General features: G+C 62.4%; 5 protein-coding genes. 3 read left to right on the top strand and 2 right to left on the bottom strand.

Annotated features, from left to right (window positions below; translation table 11 throughout):
• Positions 1–231 precede the first annotated feature (231 nt).
• Positions 232–591: a hypothetical protein gene (locus tag ABTZ89_RS37055; RefSeq protein ID WP_351053791.1), complete on the bottom strand. Its 360-nt coding sequence runs from the start codon at positions 589–591 to the stop codon at positions 232–234.
• A 139-nt stretch (positions 592–730) separates the two neighbouring features.
• Here ABTZ89_RS37055 and ABTZ89_RS37050 point away from each other — a divergent pair, with 139 nt between their 5' ends.
• Both ABTZ89_RS37050 and ABTZ89_RS37045 read left to right on the top strand, forming a co-directional pair.
• Complete coding sequence (locus ABTZ89_RS37050; RefSeq protein WP_351053788.1) at positions 731–1,576, top strand: GntR family transcriptional regulator; 846 nt, start codon at positions 731–733, stop codon at positions 1,574–1,576.
• A complete protein-coding gene (locus ABTZ89_RS37045; RefSeq protein ID WP_351053785.1) occupies positions 1,573–2,223 on the top strand; it encodes an HAD family hydrolase in 651 nt (216 codons plus the stop codon). Before ABTZ89_RS37050 ends, ABTZ89_RS37045 begins: the two co-directional genes overlap by 4 nt.
• Here ABTZ89_RS37045 and ABTZ89_RS37040 read toward each other — a convergent pair.
• Positions 2,220–2,516 (bottom strand): hypothetical protein, encoded by a 297-nt coding sequence (locus ABTZ89_RS37040; RefSeq protein ID WP_351053782.1) that lies wholly within the window; start codon positions 2,514–2,516, stop codon positions 2,220–2,222. The two genes, ABTZ89_RS37045 and ABTZ89_RS37040, sit on opposite strands and share 4 nt — an antisense overlap.
• Positions 2,517–2,605: 89 nt before the next feature.
• Between ABTZ89_RS37040 and ABTZ89_RS37035 the strand changes: the two genes are divergently transcribed.
• Positions 2,606–2,797 (top strand): helix-turn-helix domain-containing protein, encoded by a 192-nt coding sequence (locus ABTZ89_RS37035; RefSeq protein ID WP_351053778.1) that lies wholly within the window; start codon positions 2,606–2,608, stop codon positions 2,795–2,797.
• Positions 2,798–3,517: the final 720 nt, after the last annotated feature.

Genomic DNA, 3,517 nt, shown 5'->3' with positions numbered 1-3,517 from the left:
GTCGCAAGCCGGGCAGTACTGCAAACCCAAAGACAACATCCGACAACCGTCCTTTCCTATTGGAGTCCATCAAGACCCCCGGATTGCCTGAAAAACCAGGCAGCCGGGGGTCAACAAGGCCTCCCCGACGCGTTGAATTCGCGCCGAAAAAGGCATAGCTCGGCCCACTATGGAATAGTCAAAGAACAAACAGCCAGAACGGCTAGAGAAAAGAATTCGGAGAGAAGAGGGTCAGCCCGCGAGCTTGACGCCGGTCGCCTTCCACGCCAGGCCCGACATGGCACGGCCGTTCAGCTCGTTCTCCCAGTGCGAGATGCGCGGGTTGATGAACTCCACGATCGCGCCGTCCGGGATCTCCTCCTGAGGCTCGGTCTCCAGCGTCACGCGGATCTCGTCGCCCTTGCCCGCTCGGGTGCCGTCCGCCTTCTTGCGGGGCTTGGCGTGCACCGAGATCACGTACTGCGGGGTGCCCTCGAAGTCGGTCACCGTCTCGAACTCTCCGGTCTTCTCGTTCTTCCGGGTCTTGAGCTCCGGCTCCTCCAGCACCATCAGTCGGTAGCCCTCCAGCATCACCGGGATGTTCCGCAGCATCTTTGCCTCCACGAGTTGGCTTTTCAGAAGGTGGCCAGCTTGGCTAGCCATGTACAGATTAGACCAGCCTGGCTAGCCATGTCAAGAAGTTGGCCAACCTGGCTAGTCAGATCATGGATAGGTGCGATAACCTGGGAAAATGACGGAACTAGACCCCGACGACCCGCGTCCGCCGTACCAGCAGGTGGCCAACTCGCTCCGAGCGTCGATCCTCACGAAGAAGCTCATGCCGGGCGACAAGCTCGCGTCCCAGTCCGAGCTCGCGAAGCGGTACGGGGTCGCTCGCATGACCATTCAGCAGGCGCTGCGCATCCTCCGAGAGGAAGGGCTCGTCGTCTCCCGGCAGGGAAGCGGCGTCTTCGTCCGGGAGCGGACTGAGCGGCCTGTAGGTCTTCGGCCGCACCTTGAGCGCGCATTTGAGCAGCCCGAGGTGTCGATCGACTTTGCCGGATTCTCGGGCGAGACACTGCACGGCGCGTTGACGGAGCCTCTCGACAAGATCCGCAGTGGCCACGTCCGCCCGGAGTCGATCCGGGTACGCCTCCTCGTTCCTGACACGGAGGTGCCGTGGACCTTGCCGGCACGCGTCGACGACATGCAGGACAGCCCCGCGTTTCGTAAGCGTGCGAGCGGGATCATGCAGCGCCACACGCTCGCGATTGTCGATGCCGTAAATGAGATGGGCCGCCTAGGGCTCGTGCCGGACTCCAAGGCCGAACTTCGCGTGTACCCCGCGGTGCCGCTGTTCAAGCTCTACCTGATCAACCAGTCCGAAGCGTTCTTCGGGTACTACCCGGTGCGGGAGCACGTTGTTCAGCTCGACGGCGAAGACACGCCGATCTGGGACCTGATGGGCAAGGACGCGACCTTGTTCCACCACGCTGCCGAGCCAAACGAGGAGTCCCTGAGCGCCTTGTTCATTCAGCAGTCCCAGATGTGGTTCGACAGCATCTGGACGACCGTTGCTCGGGAAGTTCGCCGATGACTACGCCCCGGCAGATCGTTTCCGGCAGTAGCGCCGTGCTGCTGGACTTCGACGGGCCTGTCTGTTCAGTCTTTGGCGGCTTTCCGGATCACCAGGTCGCTGCGGAGCTTCGCGCCTTGTTCGATGGTGCTCTGCCGGACACGGTGGACCAGAGCCGTGATCCTTTCGACGTGCTGAAGTATGCAGCGACCACCGGCAACTACCCGGCTGCTGTGGAGCGACGGCTCACCGAGCTGGAGATCCGAGCTGTGGCCCTGGCTCCCCCGACGCCAGGCGCAGCCGACGTCATCGATGCCTTCGCGCAGCAGGCAATCCCGGTGGTCGTCGTGTCAAATAACTCCGCTGCCGCAGTCGAGGCGTACCTCCAGGAACACGGGTTGGCCGACAAGGTCGCAGGTGTTTCAGCGCGCGAGAGCGCCGACGTCGACAAGCTAAAGCCGCAGTCGTACCTCCTGTTGCAGGCGACGCGGTTGCTCGGTGTTCGGGCCGACGCGTGCGTGATGATCGGCGACTCGGCCACCGACATCAAGGCCGCGTGGAGTGCCGGGGCCAAGAGCATCGGGTTCGCGAACAAGCCGGGGAAGCGGACGCGGCTCTTGGATTGCCAGCCGACGGCCGTCATCGATCGGATGACTGAGCTGATCTAGCCGCCCCCTAGAAGTCTGAGCGGTGCTACGTGACTGGTGTCGGGTAGTGCCGCTTTCTCTTGCTCCTGGTAGTCCCGAGCGCACCAAGCACGGAAGTTCTCGACGGAGGCGAAAGAGCCGACCTCGCAGGTCTTGAACGGCTGTGCGTCGCGGATCTCGCCCGACAGCCGCCGGACGTACTCCACGTAACCGAAGACCAGGACGAACTTCCCGCCCGGCCACAAGTACATGTTCAGGCCGATTCCGAAGGTCCAACTACCTCGGTCCATCGACGCCTCCAGCATTTCGGACATTGAGGCCAGTCGGGCCAGATAATAAGGCCAGTAAGGCCACTCAGGCCAGCCAGGCAGCACAGGCCAATCTGCGGCCATACGTTCGGCTCATGCGGCTGCTCTCATCTGGTGAGCTGGCGAAGGAGCTCGGAATCTCCCGCCGGTCGATCAGTCGCTTCGCGGACGAGGGTCTGATCTCGATCGCACTCACCACGCCTGGCGGCAAGTACCGGTTCGATCTCGAGACTGTTCGAGCTGAACTACGCGAACTCGCCGAGAAGCGCCGCCAAGAGCGAAGTTGACTCCGTAGCGCGACCTCGTTTCATCCCGCTTTCGAGCCACGGGCCAGCTCTTCAACTGGCGATCATTCAAACTGGCGTTCTACTCTCGTGGCATCGGCGAGGTGGGGAAGACCGAGCCGATCACGCGGGCCGGTTGCGACACCCGAGCAGCGCGGCCCGCTCCTATTTCTTCACCGAGCGAGGGCGCGTGACTACTCAGGCTCAGGGCGACCGCTGTCGCTCAGGCCAAGACGCCATGGACGGAACCACTCCGCCGGGGGTGCGCTGACGCGCAGGCTTGATCACTCGAATGAGTAGTCTGTCCGACGGCGAGTTGCCCACGAGCGATTTCCTCGTGTTCGATGATCATGACCTTTCGGTCATCACCGAACATGAGGAGACATGATGCGCCTTCGCGCTGCCGCAACCGTTGCGGTTCTGGCATCCCTCACCTTCGGGGGCGCTGCCGTCCCCGCTTTCGCTGAAGCCGGTAGCACCCCCGAGACCGATGCGCCGTTGCCGATTTCAAGCAGCACTCGCAGCATCCAGGACCTACTCCCCCCCATTGGCATGGAGATTCCCTTTAGCTCTTTGGCCCTCAACACCCCTCCCACCTTCAAAGTCCCTTGTAGTCTCGAAGGAAAGCTGCAAATTCAAATTCCTCGCTGGGGATTCGTCATCGTGGAGTGTGTCTAAACTTTCTCTACTTCATCAAGGGCGGCCCCTGCGGGGCCGCCTGCC

Origin of the sequence: Saccharopolyspora sp. NPDC002686 (genome assembly GCF_040295745.1) — a bacterium.
In the GTDB taxonomy this organism is placed as follows: domain Bacteria; phylum Actinomycetota; class Actinomycetes; order Mycobacteriales; family Pseudonocardiaceae; genus Saccharopolyspora; species Saccharopolyspora oryzae.
This window is presented reverse-complemented; position numbering and strand designations above follow the sequence as displayed.

Bases quoted from the DNA above. Each gene is read 5' to 3' on its own strand.
- ABTZ89_RS37055 (WP_351053791.1), bottom strand. From the start codon at position 591: ATGCTGCGGAACATCCCGGTGATGCTGGAGGGCTACCGACTGATGGTG.
- ABTZ89_RS37050 (WP_351053788.1), top strand. From the start codon at position 731: ATGACGGAACTAGACCCCGACGACCCGCGTCCGCCGTACCAGCAGGTG.
- ABTZ89_RS37045 (WP_351053785.1), top strand. From the start codon at position 1,573: ATGACTACGCCCCGGCAGATCGTTTCCGGCAGTAGCGCCGTGCTGCTG.
- ABTZ89_RS37040 (WP_351053782.1), bottom strand. From the start codon at position 2,516: ATGTCCGAAATGCTGGAGGCGTCGATGGACCGAGGTAGTTGGACCTTC.
- ABTZ89_RS37035 (WP_351053778.1), top strand. From the start codon at position 2,606: ATGCGGCTGCTCTCATCTGGTGAGCTGGCGAAGGAGCTCGGAATCTCC.